Annotated in this window: 15 protein-coding genes; 13 read left to right on the forward strand and 2 right to left on the reverse strand. The window is 65.2% G+C overall.

Features of this window, described 5'->3' with window-relative positions:
• Positions 1 to 64 precede the first annotated feature (64 nt).
• The 4 genes from ilvC (at position 65) to AC1MEM_RS11800 (ending at position 4,560) form a co-directional block, all read left to right on the forward strand.
• Complete coding sequence (gene ilvC / locus AC1MEM_RS11785; protein ID WP_499477420.1) at positions 65 to 1,081, forward strand: ketol-acid reductoisomerase; 1,017 nt, start codon at positions 65 to 67, stop codon at positions 1,079 to 1,081.
• A 126-nt stretch (positions 1,082 to 1,207) separates the two neighbouring features.
• The gene (locus AC1MEM_RS11790; RefSeq protein ID WP_499477421.1) at positions 1,208 to 1,984 is read left to right on the forward strand and encodes an SIMPL domain-containing protein; all 777 of its coding nucleotides are present in this window, start codon (positions 1,208 to 1,210) and stop codon (positions 1,982 to 1,984) included.
• A 103-nt stretch (positions 1,985 to 2,087) separates the two neighbouring features.
• Complete coding sequence (pssA, locus tag AC1MEM_RS11795) at positions 2,088 to 2,957, forward strand: CDP-diacylglycerol--serine O-phosphatidyltransferase (protein ID WP_499477423.1); 870 nt, start codon at positions 2,088 to 2,090, stop codon at positions 2,955 to 2,957.
• Between the two features lie 58 nt (positions 2,958 to 3,015).
• Complete coding sequence (locus AC1MEM_RS11800; protein ID WP_499477424.1) at positions 3,016 to 4,560, forward strand: 2-isopropylmalate synthase; 1,545 nt, start codon at positions 3,016 to 3,018, stop codon at positions 4,558 to 4,560.
• Positions 4,561 to 4,752: 192 nt separating this feature from the next.
• Here the strand turns inward: AC1MEM_RS11800 and AC1MEM_RS11805 are convergent, their stop codons facing one another.
• Positions 4,753 to 5,472 (reverse strand): hypothetical protein, encoded by a 720-nt coding sequence (locus AC1MEM_RS11805; RefSeq protein ID WP_499477425.1) that lies wholly within the window; start codon positions 5,470 to 5,472, stop codon positions 4,753 to 4,755.
• A gap of 80 nt (positions 5,473 to 5,552) precedes the next feature.
• Here AC1MEM_RS11805 and AC1MEM_RS11810 point away from each other — a divergent pair, with 80 nt between their 5' ends.
• Positions 5,553 to 6,416: an alpha/beta hydrolase gene (locus AC1MEM_RS11810; protein WP_499477427.1), complete on the forward strand. Its 864-nt coding sequence runs from the start codon at positions 5,553 to 5,555 to the stop codon at positions 6,414 to 6,416.
• 3 nt (positions 6,417 to 6,419) lie between these two features.
• On the opposite strand, the gene AC1MEM_RS11815 is transcribed toward AC1MEM_RS11810, so the two are convergent.
• Positions 6,420 to 6,917 carry a hypothetical protein gene (locus AC1MEM_RS11815; RefSeq protein WP_499477428.1) on the reverse strand — a complete coding sequence of 166 codons (498 nt, stop codon included), beginning with the start codon at positions 6,915 to 6,917 and terminating at the stop codon, positions 6,420 to 6,422.
• A gap of 177 nt (positions 6,918 to 7,094) precedes the next feature.
• Between AC1MEM_RS11815 and rpsO the strand changes: the two genes are divergently transcribed.
• The 8 genes from rpsO to AC1MEM_RS11855 all read left to right on the forward strand — a co-directional run bounded on the left by rpsO (position 7,095) and on the right by AC1MEM_RS11855 (position 15,976).
• The gene (gene rpsO / locus AC1MEM_RS11820) at positions 7,095 to 7,364 is read left to right on the forward strand and encodes a 30S ribosomal protein S15 (RefSeq protein WP_499477429.1); all 270 of its coding nucleotides are present in this window, start codon (positions 7,095 to 7,097) and stop codon (positions 7,362 to 7,364) included.
• A 176-nt stretch (positions 7,365 to 7,540) separates the two neighbouring features.
• Positions 7,541 to 9,643 (forward strand): polyribonucleotide nucleotidyltransferase, encoded by a 2,103-nt coding sequence (gene pnp, locus AC1MEM_RS11825; RefSeq protein ID WP_499477430.1) that lies wholly within the window; start codon positions 7,541 to 7,543, stop codon positions 9,641 to 9,643.
• A 362-nt stretch (positions 9,644 to 10,005) separates the two neighbouring features.
• Positions 10,006 to 10,872 carry an STAS domain-containing protein gene (locus tag AC1MEM_RS11830; protein ID WP_499477431.1) on the forward strand — a complete coding sequence of 289 codons (867 nt, stop codon included), beginning with the start codon at positions 10,006 to 10,008 and terminating at the stop codon, positions 10,870 to 10,872.
• A 16-nt stretch (positions 10,873 to 10,888) separates the two neighbouring features.
• Entirely contained in the window at positions 10,889 to 11,245 is a 357-nt protein-coding gene (locus AC1MEM_RS11835; protein WP_499477432.1) for an STAS domain-containing protein, read from the forward strand.
• A complete protein-coding gene (locus AC1MEM_RS11840) occupies positions 11,245 to 11,712 on the forward strand; it encodes an anti-sigma regulatory factor (protein WP_499477433.1) in 468 nt (155 codons plus the stop codon). The genes AC1MEM_RS11835 and AC1MEM_RS11840 overlap by 1 nt, the downstream gene beginning before the upstream one ends.
• Positions 11,700 to 12,743 (forward strand): ATP-binding SpoIIE family protein phosphatase, encoded by a 1,044-nt coding sequence (locus AC1MEM_RS11845; RefSeq protein WP_499477434.1) that lies wholly within the window; start codon positions 11,700 to 11,702, stop codon positions 12,741 to 12,743. Before AC1MEM_RS11840 ends, AC1MEM_RS11845 begins: the two co-directional genes overlap by 13 nt.
• Positions 12,740 to 14,074, forward strand: coding sequence for an ATP-binding protein (locus tag AC1MEM_RS11850; protein ID WP_499477436.1), 1,335 nt, complete (start codon positions 12,740 to 12,742; stop codon positions 14,072 to 14,074). Before AC1MEM_RS11845 ends, AC1MEM_RS11850 begins: the two co-directional genes overlap by 4 nt.
• Before the next feature lie 12 nt (positions 14,075 to 14,086).
• Positions 14,087 to 15,976: a hybrid sensor histidine kinase/response regulator gene (locus tag AC1MEM_RS11855; protein WP_499477437.1), complete on the forward strand. Its 1,890-nt coding sequence runs from the start codon at positions 14,087 to 14,089 to the stop codon at positions 15,974 to 15,976.
• Positions 15,977 to 16,153: the final 177 nt, after the last annotated feature.

The following is a 16,153-nucleotide window of genomic DNA, read 5'->3' on the forward strand; positions in this document are numbered from 1 at the left end:
GTGGGCACGGGGCGCCCACCCTGCGAACACCCGCACATAACGAACTCAAAATATAGGAATGACCATGAAAGTTTTCTACGACAAAGACTGCGACCTCTCCCTCATCAAAGGCAAGAACGTCGCCATCATCGGCTACGGCTCGCAGGGACACGCACACGCCCAGAACCTGTCCGAATCGGGCGTCAACGTCACCGTCGGCCTGCGCCGCGGCGGCGCGTCCTGGAACAAGGTCGAGCAGGCCGGCCTGAAGGTCGCCGAGGTCGATGAAGCGGTCAAGAACGCCGACATCATCATGATCCTGCTGCCGGACGAGAACATCGCCCAGGTCTACAAGGAAAACGTCGAGCCGAACGCGAAGCAGGGCGCGGTGCTGGCCTTTGCCCACGGCTTCAACGTCCACTACGGCCAGGTCGTGCCGCGCGCCGACCTCGACGTCATCATGATCGCGCCGAAAGCGCCGGGCCACACCGTGCGCGGCACCTACCGCCAGGGTGGCGGCGTGCCGCACCTGATCGCCGTCTACCAGGACAAATCCGGCGCCGCGCGCGATATCGCGCTGTCGTACGCCATGGCCAACGGCGGCGGCCGTGCCGGCATCATCGAGACCAACTTCCGCGAAGAGACCGAGACCGACCTGTTCGGCGAACAGGCAGTGCTGTGCGGCGGCGCGGTCGAGCTGATCAAGGCCGGTTTCGAAACCCTGACCGAAGCCGGCTACGCGCCGGAGATGGCCTATTTCGAGTGCCTGCACGAACTGAAGCTCATCGTCGACCTGATCTATGAAGGCGGCATCGCCAACATGAACTACTCGATCTCGAACAACGCGGAATACGGCGAATACGTCACCGGCCCGCGCATCGTGACCGAAGACACCAAGAACGCGATGCGCCAGTGCCTGAAGGACATCCAGACCGGCGAATACGCGAAGAGCTTCATCCTCGAGAACAAGGCCGGCGCCCCGACCCTGATCTCGCGCCGCCGCCTCACTTCCGAGCACCAGATCGAGGAAGTCGGCGCCAAGCTGCGCGCAATGATGCCGTGGATCGCGAAGAACAAGCTGGTCGACCAGTCGAAAAACTGATGAGGTAGGGACTGGTCTTCGCAAGGAGGCGATCTCAGTTGCAACTTTCCATTACAAAAACACGATGGAAAGCAATGCAACGGTATCGTATAAGTAAAGCCACTTTACTTAGCTCTGGAGAAAACCATGTCCCTTCCAAAACTCTTGCTCGCCGCCAGCCTCGTGCTGGCAGCCCACGCGGGCGCGCAGACCTTGCCTGCGCCCGCATCGGTTCCATCGACGTCCGGGACGCTCGTGATCGTGCCCGCCAATGGCGAAGTACGCCACGCCAACGACCAGGCAACGGTCACCTTTGCCGTCGAGGAATTCGACAAGGACAAGGCAGCGGCCGCCGCGCGCGTGAACCGCAAGATGAAAGAGGGCACCGAGATCGTACGCCGTGCCGATCCGAAGGCCGAGCTGAAAACCCAGGGTTACTACACGTATCCGGTGTATCCGGAACCGCCGGTGCAGCCGCTTCCCGAGAGCCGTACGCCGGTCAGGCCGGTCCCGACCGGCTGGCGAGTAGGTCAGTACCTGGAAGTGAAAACGACGAATTTGACCGAGTTGCCGAAGACGGCAGCCGCGGCGCAGAAGGTTTTACAGATCAACGGCGTCAGCTTCGGCCTGGCGCCGGCGACCGAAAAAATGCTGGACGAGCAGCGCATTGCAGAGACGTACCGCAACCTGAACGAGCGCATCGCCTCGATCGCCCGCGCGATGGGGCGCCGGCCGGCCGATGCGGCCATCGATACCGTGGATTTCGAGGGATCGGGCAACTATGGTGGCCGGCCCGAAATGCAGTCGGTCATGGTGGCCGGTGCGCGCATGAAGGCTGCCAACGACGCGATGCCGGAGCCGAGTTTCGAACCGGGAGAGACGACGCTGCAGATGCGCCTGGTAGGAAAGGTGAAGTTCAGGTAGGGGCTGGATTCGAAAAGTATCCGTTCGCTAACATGCCGTTCCCGCCCCTATAATGGTGGCAACGGCGCTCCCAAGCGCGATCACTACTTGAATACGGAATCTTATGCCTGCCTTTCCACGACGAAAGAAAACTGGAACAGCGCCTCGCGCGCCACGATTTTCCCGCCTGAAGCGCTTCGGCCGCCGGGCGGAAGACAAGGGCGGCCCGCGCGGGCGCGGCATCTATCTGTTGCCGAATGCCTTCACGACCGCTGCGCTGTTCTGCGGTTTCTACGCGATCGTGATGGCGATGAACCAGCGCTTCGACCACGCCTGTTGGGCCGTGTTCATCGCGATGGTGCTGGACGGGCTGGACGGGCGCATTGCGCGCCTGACGAATACGCAGTCGGAGTTTGGCGCGCAGTACGACAGTTTGTCGGACATGGTGTCCTTCGGCGCGGCGCCGGCGCTGGTGATTTATGAGTATTCGCTGCGCGGGTTGGGCAAGCTGGGCTGGATCGCCGCCTTCGTGTACTGCGCCGGCGCGGCGCTGCGCCTGGCACGCTTCAACACGAATATCGAAGTCGTGGACAAGCGCTTCTTCCAGGGCTTGCCCAGCCCGGCCGCAGCGGCGCTGGTGGTTGGATTCATCATGTTCACGATCGATCCGGACATCGCCATCAGCGCGCGCCAGGTCGACTGGGTGAGCTGGTGCATCGCCCTGTTCGCGGGTTTGACGATGGTGTCGAACGTGCCGTTTTACAGCTTCAAGGACGTGAATTTCCGCAAGTCGGTGCCGTTCATCGTGGTGTTTTTGATTGCCCTCGGCCTGGCCCTGGTGGCAATCGCCCCGGCCGTCGTGCTGTGGCCGATTTTTGTAGTGTACGGTTTGTCGGGCTACGTGGTGTTCGCACTGCAGCGCGCCCGCGGCAAGCGGGTGAGCATCATCCCGACCGACGAACCGATCGAGAACGAAAAAGTCGAGCGTCGCTAGGTCCGACACGGTCGTTCCGGGCGGCGCTCTTGATCAACAAGCGTCTTCCGGAGTACTTATGTTCGACCCCAACCGCCTCATCATTTTCGACACCACCCTGCGCGACGGCGAGCAATCGCCCGGCGCCTCGATGACGAAGGACGAAAAAGTCCGCATCGCACGCCAGCTCGAACGCCTGCGGGTGGACGTCATCGAAGCCGGCTTCGCGGCCGCCTCCCAGGGCGACTTCGAAGCCATCCGCGCGATCTCGAGCGTGGTGCGCGAGTCGACCATCTGCTCGCTCTCGCGCGCCAACGACCGCGACATCGCGCGCGCCGCCGAAGCACTGGCTCCTGCCGCCCGCAAGCGCATCCACACCTTCCTCGCAACGTCACCGCTGCACATGAAGGTCAAGCTGCGCATGGAGCCGGAACAGGTGCTGGAGCAGGCGAAGCTGGCCGTGCGCTTTGCCCGCAACCACACCGACGACATCGAATTTTCTCCGGAAGACGGCAGCCGTTCGGATGAAGATTTCCTGTGCCGCGTGCTGGAAGGCGTGATCGCCGAAGGCGCGACCACCATCAACTTCCCGGACACGGTCGGCTACGCCACGCCCGAAGTCTATGGCGAAACCATCCGCCGCCTGCGCGAACGCGTGCCGAATTCCGACAAGGCCATCTGGTCGGTGCACTGCCATAACGACCTCGGTCTTGCGGTTGCGAATTCGCTGGCCGGCGTGGCGATCGGCGGCGCGCGCCAGATCGAATGCACGATCAACGGCCTCGGCGAACGCGCCGGCAACACGGCGCTGGAAGAAGTCGTGATGGCGCTGCGCACCCGCGCCGACTACTACAAGCTCACCGTCGGCATCGACACCACGCAGATCGTGCCGGCTTCGAAAATGGTTTCGCAGATCACCGGTTTCGCGGTGCAGCCGAACAAGGCGGTGGTCGGCGCCAACGCCTTTGCCCACGCCTCGGGCATCCACCAGGACGGCATTTTGAAAGCGCGCGAAACCTACGAGATCATGCGCGCCGAAGACGTCGGCTGGCACGCGAATAAAATCGTGCTCGGCAAGCTCTCGGGCCGCAACGCCTTCAAGGCGCGCCTGCAGGAGCTGGGCATCGAGCTCGAATCGGAAGCCGAAGTCAACGCCGCCTTTGCCCGCTTCAAGGAACTGGCGGACCGCAAGAGCGAGATTTTCGACGAAGACATCATGGCCCTCGTCTCCGCCGAAGACCACGCGCAGGAAGGCGAGTACTTCCGCTTCGTCTCGCTGGCGCAGCGCTCGGAGACGGGCGAGCTGCCGCACGCACGCGTCGTGTTCGCGATCGACGGCCAGGAATACGCCTGCGAGGGCAGCGGCGACGGCCCGGTCGACGCCACCGTGAACGCCATCGAAAGCCAGGCGAAAACGGGCGCGGAACTGATCCTCTTCTCGATCAACGCGATCAGCGGCGGCACCGAGTCGCAGGGCGAAGTGACGATGCGCCTGTCGCGCCAGGGCCGGATCGTGAATGGCGTGGGCGCGGATCCGGATATCGTCGTGGCCTCGGCCAAGGCGTATCTGTCGGGGCTGAACAAGCTGCACTCGAAGGTAGAACGCGCGCATCCGCAGCTCTGATCGAAAGACCTGCGGCCGTCGCATAACGTAGGGTGGGCTCTCGAGCCCACGCGTTTGCACCGCCTGCGCAACGGCGACATCGGCCATGGCGCGGTCCGTGGAATGGCGGGCGTGCCCGGCGTCCCGATGATCGTTCGACGGGCATGGGCCGCATCCGCGTGGGCATGCCCATCCTACGTTACGCAACGTGCATCAATCCCATTTCTGGCTTGTCGCGGGTCCTTCGTGCAGCGGGCAACTCGTGGTTTTCGGTTTGAGACCGCGCTGCATCGAATCGATGCCATCCGGCGCGTGATTCGATTCATAGGTCACGCAATACGTGCCATTCGCACCGACGACGCGATAGCGCTTGCGCCCGTAACCGCCCGGGTCCTGGATTTCCTGCACCTTCGGCGCCTGGTACCAGCGATTCGGCGCCATCTCGGCAGCGTGATTGATGCCGCGTTCCAGTTTCATCTGCGCCGTTTCGACCGGCGCCTGAATGCCTCGCCGGGCCGGACTTTCCGCCCGCAGCGCGCGGTCGACGGCGCCGGCCGCCGCTTTCGCGTCGCGCAGCAGGTCCGCGGCGGATGCAGCCGCGCCCGGCGTGTCGGCCATTTGCGGCGCGGGCAGGGCGGTTGTCTCGGGTGTGGATGCCGCCGGCGCGGGCACGGCCGGTTGCGGACGCGCAGCCGCCGCCGCGATGCGGGGCATCGGGACAGGGGCAGGCGAGGCCGGCGCACTGTCCTCGCGCTCGGGAGCCGGTGCCGGCAACAGGCGCAGGAACTGAGCGCGCCGCGGTTCGACATCGTCGCGCGACTTCACCGGCCGCGCCAGCTGCCACGCACCGATCAACACCGCATGCACGGCAAGCGAAATGCCGATCGCGGCGAGGGAGGGCGGACCTTGCAGGGACGGTTGAGCGCTTGCCATGGTCGCTGAAGTCTACCTGCAATTCTTGTTTTCGTGGAAACAAACGCATATGCATGGCATGCCGGCCATATACTCGGCGCATGACCAAACCCATCCTCTGCCTCGCCGCCATCCTGCTGGCCGGCGCGCTCGCCGCCTGTGCGCCGCTCGCGGTCGTGAACGCCGTCTCGCCGGCCGGTACCGTCCACGCGACATCCGCCCTGCGCTACGGTCCTGACGCGCGCAACACCCTCGACGTCTACCGTCCGGCGGCAACTGCGCACAAGGCCCCGGTCATCGTCTTTTTCTTCGGCGGCAACTGGGTCAGCGGCAAGCGCGAGGATTACGCCTTCGTCGGCCGTGCCCTGGCGGCACGCGGCTTTGTCGTCGTCGTACCCGACTACCGGCTCTACCCGCAGGTACGCTATCCCGACTTCCTGGCCGACGGGGCAGGGGCCGTCGCCTGGACCGCACGCGAGATCGCGGCCTATGGGGGCGACCCGGATAAGATGTTCGTGATGGGCCACAGCGCCGGCGCCTACAACGCGGCGATGCTGGCGCTCGACCCGCGCTGGCTGGGCAAACAGGGATTGAAGCCGGACCTGCTGCGCGGCTGGATCGGACTGGCCGGTCCGTACGACTTCCTGCCCGTGACGAACCGCACCACGCAGCCCGTGTTCAGCGCACCCGATACGCCGCCGGATTCGCAGCCGGTGAATCACGTCAGCGCGTCGGCGCCGCCGGCGCTGCTGATCGCGGCGAAGGAAGACAACACCGTCAACCCGGTGCGCAATACCGGCGGCATGGCGGCAAAGCTGCGCGCCCTGCACGTGCCGGTGCGCGAGGTGTATTACAAGGGCGTCAGCCACACGACGCTGGTGGCCTCGCTCTCGAACACGCTCACCAGGCTGGCGCCGACGCTCGATGCGGTGGAAGATTTTGTCCGCAGCGACGGCGGGCGCTAGGTTTCACCAGCGTCGGTCCCGCACCTCGAACATCGGATCCGGCCCATTCATCATCTGCCGCACGACCCCTTGCTCGTCGAAATGCACGTGCATCAGCGAATTCCAGACGCCCGCTTCCTTGTAGCGATAGGACCAGACCTCGTAATTGTGCAGCCTGACGCGCGATTGCTCGGCCGGGTGGCCAATGATGCGCAGGACATCTTCCTTGGTCGCTTTGTCGACCTTGATGGTGGCGAACTTCTCGCCGGTCAGCACTTGCTCGTAGGAGGCCAGCCGGCCATCGGCGCCGATGCGCGCCATCCAGGTGAACTGGCCGAACGGCGCGGTCGCGTACTCGAGCTCCTGCCCGCCGTCGGGAAGCGGGAAGACCGCCGTCGGGCGCCCCAGCTTGGCGGTGACGGCCGCCAGCGGTTCACCGACGACGGGCGGCTCGCGAAACACGGCGCAGCCGGAGAGACCGAGCGCCGCGCACAGCGTTGCTATTCTTGCTATGGTGTGCATGAAAGTCCTCGCAAAATGCCTGTTTACCCCATGATGCCCGAAACCGTCGCCAGCAAATGCTGGTGACGCCATCCGTTTTCGCATATACTGGCGGGTCTGTCCGCAAGGGCAGGTTTTTTTAATCAAATCACGGTGCGCTGGGTTGCGACTCTTGCACCGCATGTGAAAGGTAACATCATGTCCGTAGAAAACATCAACAAGTCGGCAATCATCGCCGACAACGCACGTGGCCAGAACGATACCGGTTCGCCGGAAGTCCAGGTCGCACTGCTGACCGCACGCATCAACGAACTGAACGGCCACTTCAAAGCCCACCAGAAAGACCACCACTCGCGCCGCGGCCTGATCATGATGGTCAATCGCCGTAAGAGCCTGCTGTCTTACCTGAAGAGCAAGGACCTTGGTCGTTACCGCGACCTGATCGCCAAACTCGGCCTGCGTAAGTAATTTTTGCGCCAGACGGTTTAGTCACGGAAATGCCTGCGTCAGTTCCAACTGTCGCGGGCATTTTTTGTTTCAAGCGTTTGTATTGTTGTTGAAGTAAAGACGGCTTTCTGAGGCCGTGCGCGGTGAGGTGAACGACAGCTCCTGAAAATCTGTCGGCAAATAGAAAGGGATTACCCATGTTTAATAAAGTTACGAAGACCTTCCAGTACGGCCAACACACCGTCACCCTGGAAACCGGTGAAATCGCTCGTCAGGCTTCCGGCGCCGTCGTGGTGTCGGTCGAAGACACGGTCGTGCTGGCAACGGTTGTCGCCCGCAAGGACGCCAAGCCAGGCCAGGACTTCTTCCCGCTGACCGTCGATTACATCGAAAAAACGTATGCTGCCGGTAAAATCCCGGGCGGTTTCTTCAAGCGCGAAGGCCGCCCTTCCGAAAAAGAGACGCTCACCTCGCGCCTGATCGACCGTCCGATCCGCCCGCTGTTCCCGGAAGGCTACCTGAACGAAGTCCAGGTCATCATCCACGTGCTGTCGGTCAACCCTGAAATCGATCCGGACATCCCTGCGATGATCGGCGCTTCGGCTGCCCTGTGCATCGCCGGCATCCCGTTCAACGGCCCGATCGGCGCCGCCCGCGTCGGCTACGCCAACGGCCAGTACATCCTGAACCCGAGCACCACCCAGCTCAAGACCTCGCAGATGGACCTCGTCGTCGCCGGTACCGAAACGGCCGTGCTGATGGTCGAATCGGAAGCGCAGCAGCTGTCGGAAGAAGTCATGCTGGGCGCGGTCGTCTTCGGCCACGACCAGATGCGCGTCGTCATCGATGCGATCCACGCACTCGTGGAAGAAGGCGGCAAGCCGGAAGTCGAGTGGACCGCCCCTGCCAAGAACGAAACCCTGATCTCGCAAGTGGCCGAGCTGGCGTCGGAAAAAATCCGCGACGCTTACCAGACCCGCGAAAAATCGGCACGCCAGCAAAAGCTGAAGTCGCTGTCGAGCGAAGTCATGGCGGCCCTGTCGGCGCAAGGCGTCGAGGCCGATTCGGCTGATGTCGGCAACATCCTGTTCGACATGGAAGCCAAGGTCGTGCGTACCCAGATCCTGGACGGCGAGCCACGCATCGACGGCCGCGACACCCGCACCGTGCGTCCGATCTCGATCCGTACCGGCGTGCTGCCGCGTACCCACGGTTCGGCCCTGTTCACCCGCGGCGAAACCCAGGCGCTGGTCATCGCGACCCTCGGCACCGCCCGTGACAGCCAGAAGATCGACGCGCTGATGGGCGAGTACACCGACGACTTCATGATGCACTACAACATGCCTCCGTTCGCCACCGGCGAAACCGGCCGTGTTGGTACGCCAAAGCGCCGCGAAATCGGCCACGGCCGCCTGGCCAAGCGCGCACTCGTCGCTGCCCTGCCCAACCCTGAAGATTTCAGCTACTCGGTGCGCCTGGTGTCGGAAATCACCGAATCGAACGGTTCCTCGTCGATGGCATCGGTCTGCGGCGGCTGCCTGGCACTGATGGACGCCGGCGTGCCGATGAAGGCGCACGTCGCCGGCATCGCGATGGGCCTGATCAAGGAAGGCGGCAAGTTCGCCGTCCTGACCGACATCCTGGGTGACGAAGATCACCTCGGCGACATGGACTTCAAGGTCGCCGGTACCACCGCAGGCATCACCGCGCTGCAGATGGACATCAAGATCATGGGCATCACCAAGGAGATCATGCAGGTGGCACTGGCGCAAGCCAAGGAAGCCCGCCAGCACATCCTGGTCGAGATGCAGAAGGCCGTGCCGAGCGTGAAGACCGAACTGTCGGACTTCGCCCCACGCCTGATCACCATCAAGATCAACCCTGAGAAGATCCGTGACGTCATCGGCAAGGGCGGCGCCGTCATCCGCGCGCTGACCGAAGAGACCGGCACCCAGATCGACATCACCGACGAAGGCATCGTGACCATTGCATCGGTCGACGCCGCCGCCGGCCAGGAAGCCAAGCGCCGCATCGAAGAGCTGACCGCATCGGTCGAAGTGGGCAAGACCTACGACGGCACCGTGCTGAAACTGCTGGACTTCGGCGCCATCGTGCAGGTCATGCCAGGTAAAGACGGCCTGCTGCACATCTCGCAGATCGCCAACGAGCGTGTGAACGCCGTTGCCGACTACCTGAAAGAAGGCCAGCAAGTGCGCGTGAAGGTTCTCGAGACCGACGAGCGCGGCCGTTTGAAGCTGTCGATGAAGGCGGCGGATCCGGCGGAAGCTGCGGCGCAGTAATTAGGTGTGAATTCAGCGGCTCTGCCGCTTGATGCAAAAACCGCCAGTGCGTAAGCCTGGCGGTTTTTTTACGTCGCCGGACGGTCGACCGCTCGTAGCGTTCAACCAGCCCAAGCCCATTCGCTCCGTCATTCGCGTGCACCGCGGTCGCGCTACCGCTGGTTGAACGCGTGGGCGGCATCACGGCCGCGGATGCCGCTCACCCTCGGGTGGAGCCGCCCACCCTACGGGTATCACGGCTCAACTGTAACGTGGAAATATGGCAAGAAGTGTTATAGTTAATGATTATCCAATTGTGGAGCAGTTCGTCTCAACGCCGAACGCATCCACGACGCCAACGACCAAAACAGAGGAATGTACCGATGACGACGAAGGACAACGCTGCCCGCATCAGCCAGCTCATCCAGGAACACCAGGCCGAAATCGGCTCGCAATGGATTTCCCAGCTCGACGCGCTGACCGTGCGCGGCACGGCCAGCTCGAAAGAGCAGCTGCGCAGCCACTGCCAGCAATTCCTGGCAGCCTTCGCGGCAGCCTCCCGCGCCGGCGAGCTGGAAAACGTCGAGCACCGTTCGTGGGACGAAGTGCGCGACCTGCTGAGCGAAATTTCGTCCAGCCGCGCCAAGAGCGGCTCGAGCCCGGCCGAAACGGCGACCTTCGTGTTCTCGCTCAAGCAGCCCCTGTTCGCCCAGCTGACGGCCGCCTTCGCCGATGACTCCGCAGCGCTGGCCGCCGCATCCTGGGCCGTCAGCTCGCTGCTCGACAAGCTCGGCCTGTACACGATCGAAGTGTTCCAGAAAGCCAAGGACCAGATCATCGTGCGCCAGCAGCAGGAACTGCTCGAGCTGTCGACCCCGGTGGTAAAACTGTGGAACGGCATCCTGGCGCTGCCGCTGATCGGCACCCTCGATTCGGCACGTACGCAAGTGGTGATGGAAAACATCCTGCAAAAGATCGTCGACACCGGCGCCATGATCGCCATCATCGACATCACCGGCGTGCCGATGGTCGACACCCTGGTCGCCCAGCACCTGATGAAGACGATCGCCGCCGCACGCCTGATGGGCGCCGACTGCATCATCAGCGGCATCCGCCCGCAGATCGCCCAGACCATCGTCCACCTGGGCGTGAACCTGGAAGACGTCGTCACCAAGGCCACCCTGGCCGATGCCTTCCTGGTCGCCCTCGAGCGCACCGGCGCCTCGGTCACCGTCGCCAACAAACACTAAAAGAAGCGGAACGACGATGGAACGCATTCCTATCCTGCGGATGGGTGACCTGCTGCTGGTCACCATCCAGGTCGATATGCACGACCGCCTGGCCATGACCTTGCAGGACGACCTGACCGAGCGTATCGTGCGCGATAACGCCAAGGGCGTGCTGATCGACATCTCCGCGCTCGACCTGGTCGATTCCTTCATCGGGCGCATGATCAGCAATACTGCGGCGATGGCGCGCGTACTCGACGCCCGCACGGTGGTGGTCGGCATGCAGCCGGCCGTCGCCATCACGCTGGTCGAGCTCGGCCTGACCCTGCACGGCGTCAAGACCGCGCTGAACGTCGAGAAGGGCATGGCCCTGCTCGGAAAGAACATGAACTGATGAGCACTGCGACTGATCCTGCAGTCGGATTCGAGACCGAGCTCGTCGAGCGTCATGCCCGGCTGCGCGTGGATCGCGTCTACCTGCCGTTGCGCGGCGACGAGGACGTCGTCGGCCTGCGCAAGCAGGTGCGCGAACGCGCGGTGGCCATCGGCCTGTCGCTGGTGGACCAGACCAAGCTGATCACCGCAGCGAGCGAACTGGCGCGCAACAACCTCAAGTACGGCGGCGGCGGCGCGGCATACCTCGACAAGCTGTCCGATGGGCTGCGCCAGGGCGTCGGCATCGTGTTCATCGATACCGGCCCCGGCATCCCCGACCTTGAACTGGCACTGCGCGACGGCTACACCACCGGCGGCGGCCTGGGCCTCGGCCTGGGCGGCTCGAAGCGCCTGGTCGACGAGTTCGACATCGATACCCGGCCGGGGGAAGGGACCGCGATCGCGGTCGTCAAATGGAAACGCTGATCAGTTCCCTCACGACCCAGTTCGTCTTCCCCATCGTGCACGCCAGCGACATCGCGGCGGCACGGCGCGCCGGGCAGAAGCTGGCGAACGAACTCGGTTTCAACGAAACCCGGGCCGGCACGCTGGCCCTGATCGTCACCGAAGCCGGCACCAACCTGCTCAAGCATGCGGGCGAGGGCGTGCTGTACCTGAACGTGGCGCAGTCCGAAAGCGTGCCTGGGGTCGACGTGCTGGCCGTGGACAGCGGTCCCGGCATCGCTGACCTCGAGGCCTGCCTGCGCGACGGCATGTCCACCGCCGGCACCGCCGGCACGGGCCTCGGCGCGCTGCGCCGCTTATCGAGCGAATTCGACGCCTGGTCCACGCCGGGCAACGGCGCCTTGTTCCTGATGCGCCTGTGGCGCGAGGAAGGGGCGCCAAGCCTGTGCCGGGTCGACGTCGGCGCGCTGGCGATTCCGCTGGCCGGCGAAGACGAATGTGGCGACGCCTGGGGCGTGGCCTGCGACCCGGCCGGCGCGACCCTGCTCGCGGCCGATGGCCTCGGCCACGGGTCCGATGCGGCGGCCGCCTCCCGCGGCGCCTTGGCCGAGCTGGCGCACCGTCCGCAATCGGAACCGGCGGCGCTGGTCGAAGCGTCCCACCAGGCGCTGCGCACCACGCGCGGCGCGGCGCTGGCGGCGGCGCGCATCGATTTCGAGAACGACGTGGTCCGCTTCGCCGGCATCGGCAACATCGGCGCCTATGTGATCGACGGCGACGCGCGCCGCGCGCTGGTCTCGCACAACGGCATCGTCGGCCACAACATGCGCAAGGTGCAGGAGTTTTCCGTGCCTTGCCCGCCGGGCGCAGTGTGCATCCTGCATTCGGACGGCATCCAGACCCAGTGGGACCTCGACAAATATCCCGGCCTGATGGCGCGCAGCCCGGCGCTGATCGCGGCCATGCTGATGCGCGACTTCATCCGCCGCCGCGACGACGCCATGGTACTGGTCGTGCGGCGCCGCGCGCGGCGAGCCGGGGTGCAGCCATGAGCCACCGCATCCTGAACGTCGCCCTCGAAGGCGACAAGGATGTGGTGCTGGTGCGCCAGCGCGCGCGCCAGGTCTCCATGCTGCTCGGCTTTGCAAAGCAGGACCAGGTGCGCATCGCCACCGCCGTCTCGGAAGTGGCGCGCGCCGCCTGCGCCGGCGGCGCCAGCGGGCGCGCCGCCTTTGTCCTGGCCGACGGCCACCAGCGCCAGCAGCTCGAGGTCACGGTCAGCGCATCGCAGGCCGCGCCGGCCGGCAGCGAGGGCGCGGCCATCGCCGACACCGCCCTCGTGACCGCGCACCGCCTGATGGACGCCTGCGAGCGCGATGGCGCTGGCGGCGGCTTCGTGGTCCGGATGCGCAAGGCGCTGCCGCCGCAGGCGCCGGTCAGCCCGGTGAGGCTGGCCCAGGTGAGCGCCGAACTGGCGGTCACGCCGGCCGCCAACTCCTACGAAGAAGTGCAGCAGCAGAACCAGGAACTGGTCGAGACGCTGGCCGAACTGCGCGAGCGCCAGGAAGACCTGCTCTCGCTCACGCGCGAGCTGGAAGACACGAACCGCGGCATCGTCGCCCTGTACGCCGAGATCGAGGACAAGGCCGAGCACCTGCGCCGCGCCGACGAGATGAAATCGCGCTTCCTGAGCAATACCAGCCACGAACTGCGCACGCCGCTGTCCTCGATCCGCGCGCTGTCGAAGCTCCTGCTCGACCGCATGGACGGCGACCTGACGCCCGAACAGGAGCGCCAGGTCTACCTGATCGAGCGCACCGCCACCGAGATGTCGGAGCTGGTGAACGACCTGCTCGACCTGGCCAAGATCGAAGCCGGGCGCGTGGAAGCGCAGCCGGCGCCCGTGATGGTCGAGAACCTGTTCCGCGCCCTGAAAGGCATGATGCGCCCGCTGGTCGACCTTGACCACGTCGAACTCGTGTTCGACAACGGCGGCGTCGACGAGCCCTTCGAGTCCGACGAGGGCATGCTGTCGCAAATCCTGCGCAACTTCATTTCGAATGCGCTGAAATTCACCGAAGAGGGCTCGGTGCGCGTCAGCGCGGCGGCCGACCTGGATGCCGGCACGCTGGTGTTTGCCGTCACCGACACCGGCATCGGCATCGACGCCGACCACCTGCACCTGATCTTCGAGGAATTCACCCAGGTCGAGAATCCGCTGCAGCGCCGCAGCAAGGGCACGGGCCTGGGCCTGCCGCTGTGCCGGCGCCTGGCCGAACTGCTGGGAGGACGCGTCGACGTCACCAGCCGCCCCGGCGTGGGCTCCACCTTCATGCTGACGCTGCCGCGTCAATTTCCCCATCCGGCGCCTGCCAGCACCTGACGATACCGAATCATGACCGCCAATCCACCCATCATCCTCAACGTCGACGACAACGACGGCGCCCGCTACGCGAAGACCCGCATCCTGCGCAGCGCGGGCTTCCATGTGATCGAAGCGGCGAACGGCACCGATGCGCTTGCGATGGTGCGCGAGGAAGACCCGGCGCTGGTGCTGCTGGACGTGAAGCTCCCCGACATCAACGGCATCGAGGTGTGCCGCCGTATCAAGTCCGATCCGGACACGAATTGCGTGCTGGTGCTGCAAACTTCGGCCGCGCTGACCAATCGCGCCGACAAGATCCGCGGCCTGGAGGGCGGCGCCGACAACTACCTGGCCGCGCCGATCGAGGCCGACGAGCTGATCGCCAACGTCAATGCGCTGCTGCGTATGCGCCAGACCCAGGACGAGCTGCGCGAGAGCGAGGAGCGCTTTCGCCAGCTGACCGACAACATCGAAGACGTGTTCTGGATGTTCTCGGCGCCGGACGGCGCGCTCGGCTACGTGAGCCCGGCCTATGCCACGATCTGGGGCCGCAGCCTCGACTCGCTCAGGCGCCAGCACGCCAGCTGGCTCGATGGCGTGCATCCGGACGACCGCGCGCGCCTGGCCGGGCGCTGGGCCACGATCGCGACCCATCCGCATTACGACGAGGAGTTCCGCGTGGTGCTGCCCGACGGCGCGACGCGCTGGGTGCGCGACCGCCTGTTCGCGGTGAGGAATGCGCGCGGCGACGTGTACCGGGTGGCGCGCGTCACCAGCGACATCTCGGCGCGCAAGGAAATGGAAGCGCTGCTGCGCGCGGCCGACGCCAACAAGAACCAGTTTCTGGCGACGCTGGCGCACGAGTTGCGCAATCCCCTCAGCCCGATCCGCAACGCCGCCGCTTTGCTCGGCGTGACGGGCCAGAACTCGGCCGAACGGCAAAGCCATGCGCGCGAAGTCATCATGCGCCAGGTCGACCACCTGGCGCACCTGGTGGATGATTTGCTCGACGTCGCGCGCATCTCGGAAGGCAAGATCGTGCTGCGCCGCGAAGAGGTGAACCTCGGCGCCGTCATCGAACAGGCGATCGAGACCGCCGGCCCGCTGATCGCCGCGCGCGGCCACCATCTCGAGGTCGAGCAGCCGGATTGCCAGGTCTGGGTCGCCGGCGACCCGGTGCGCCTGGCGCAGTCGGTCGGCAACCTGCTGCACAACTCGGCCAAGTTCACGCCGAAGGGCGGCAAGATCCGCCTCGTGCTGACGCTCGACGGCGATCAGGTGCGCATTTCGGTCATCGATAACGGCATCGGCATCGCCGAGGACAACCTGCCGCGCATCTTCGGCATGTTCGCCCAGGCGGCGGTGCCGCCGGACCGCGCGCCGGAGGGACTCGGCATCGGTTTGTCGCTGGTCTCGCGCCTGCTCGAAATGCACGGCGGCGAGCTGCGCGCCGAGAGCCCGGGCATCGGCATGGGCAGCACCTTCATCGTCGAGCTGCCGGTGCTGCGCACCACGGGGGGCGAGTGCCCGGCCGGCGCCGCGCACGACGACGCCGGCGCGGCCGCCGGCCTGCGCGTGCTGCTGGTGGACGACAATATCGACGCCATGGAGATGATGGGCTTCCTGCTGGCCGAAATGGGCCACGAGACCTGGACCACGTCGGACGCCTCGCAAATCGAAGCGCTGGCGCTGCAGCATCGGCCGCAGGTGATCGTGCTCGACATCGGCCTGCCGGGCGCCGACGGTTACCAGCTGGCGCGCATGATCAAGGCAAATCCGGAGCTGACGCATATCCGCCTCGTTGCGCATACCGGCTACGGCTCGCCCGACGACCGCCGCCGCGCGCATGAGGCGGGCTTCGATGCGCACCTCGTCAAGCCGGCCGAGCTCGAGGATCTCGAGAAGGCCTTGCGCGGCTGATACTCGCCGCGGTAACGCATACGATCGACCGCGTGGGCATGCCCACCCTACGGCGTGCTGCGTTCACCAGAAAACGCTGTGCACCGTAGGGTGGGCATGCCCACGCGTTTTCGTGCTTCAAATCACCCGGCCGCCCGCCGAAAACCGCGAACTTTCCTCCGCTCCCAGGTTCTTATA

The sequence above is a fragment of the Telluria sp. AIW5 genome (genome assembly GCF_056680575.1).